Annotated in this window: 1 protein-coding gene; it reads right to left on the reverse strand. The window is 35.3% G+C overall.

Features of this window, described 5'->3' with window-relative positions:
- On the reverse strand, positions 1-1,648 hold a 1,648-nt coding region (locus ACO6BQ_RS12545; RefSeq protein WP_489121481.1), incomplete at both ends, for a Rib/alpha-like domain-containing protein.

Raw genomic sequence — 1,648 nt, forward strand, 5'->3', positions numbered from 1 at the left:
CTAAAGGTATATCAACTGGATCTGTCGTATTATCTAAATAAGTAACAGTCGCTTTGATCGTAGACGTTCCAGCATTTGTTGTACTAATTGTACCCACAGGAGTAACGGATTTCACCTTACTATTACCATTATTACTAATAGTAACCGCTGCTTTTAATTCATTATTTGATACAGATTCATTTTGATTTTTGGTAATTTTAGTTGCTGTAGGTGCATATTCATCTGCTAATCTTCGAACATTTACAGTTACATTCACTGTATCTTTTGAGCCATCAGGATATGTTACAGTTACTACTCCTGCTTTATCTCCAGGACCTGTTGTTGTACTTGGAGTTGTAGCCCATGTATAGGTTGTTCCTGCAGGTAATCCATTTTTATTAATACTTGTTCCTGCATCTGGTGTAGCACCATAACTCACCGTTTGTTTTTGTTCATTCGGTGTCGCATTATATTTCGTAGTCATTGATTTAACTGTAATCATAAATTGTCTTTGACTAGGATTGTCTGCATTATCTGTTACTTGAATAGTTGCAGTATAAGTTTTACTATCTTGTCCAACTGGTAATTTTGTTACTTCTTGAACTCCATTTTTAAATTTAATTGTCTTAGTTGCATTGTCATATACTAAGAAATCTGGTAACCCCGTTACCGTTGTTGATTTAACACCAGTTCCTCCAGTATTATCAGTAGCTGCAACTGTTATAGAAGGTAATGTTCTATCCAATGCAATTAAATCCCAATTTTGTCTATCGCTAGGAGTTTGAATTGTTGGTGCAGTTACGTCTTTTACTTCTAAAGGTATATCAACTGGATCTGTCGTATTATCTAAATAAGTAACAGTCGCTTTGATCGTAGACGTTCCAGCATTTGTTGTACTAATTGTACCCACAGGAGTAACGGATTTCACCTTACTATTACCATTATTACTAATAGTAACTGCTGCTTTTAGATCATTATTTGTTACAGGAGTATTTTGATTTCTTACGATTTTATTCCCTGTAGGAGCATATTCATCGCTTAACTTACGAACAGCTACAGTTACATTTACGGTATCTTTTGAAGTATCTGGATAAGTGACTTCTACTACCCCAGATTTATTACCAGGGCTTGATGTATCTGGTTTTGTTTTCCAAGCATATGTCGTCCCTGCTGGTAATCCTGTTTTATTAACACTTGCTTCTGCGCTTGGTTCCTCTTTATAGCTGACTGTTTGTGTTTGAGAATTTGCAGTTGCTGTATATTTGAAAGTCTGTGGTTTCCATACAAAACGAACACGCCCTGGTGCCCCAGTATCATTCGCATGGCCTACATGTTCATAGTTCGTATTTCCAGCCGGATCTTCTGTATATAAATAACGAGTGATTGATTTCTCACCAGTAAATGGTTGATTATTAATATTACCACTTACAGTAATTGTTGCTGGTTGTGCATCTGAACCTGTAGTTTCAGATTTAATCTTAGTTGCTGTTAAATATAAACCATCTGGGCTTCCACCGCCTAAATAGCTACTATCTTCTTGTCCTAATCCCTGTCTATTATCTGCTGCAAATGCTAAGTAAACTTTTGAAATTTTTCCATTATTATCTTTTGCTTTTAAAGTAATATTATTATTTTCATGCGAATATACATAAATTTCTTGGTTACCTGG

The sequence above is a fragment of the Centipeda sp. (in: firmicutes) genome, from assembly GCF_057271695.1.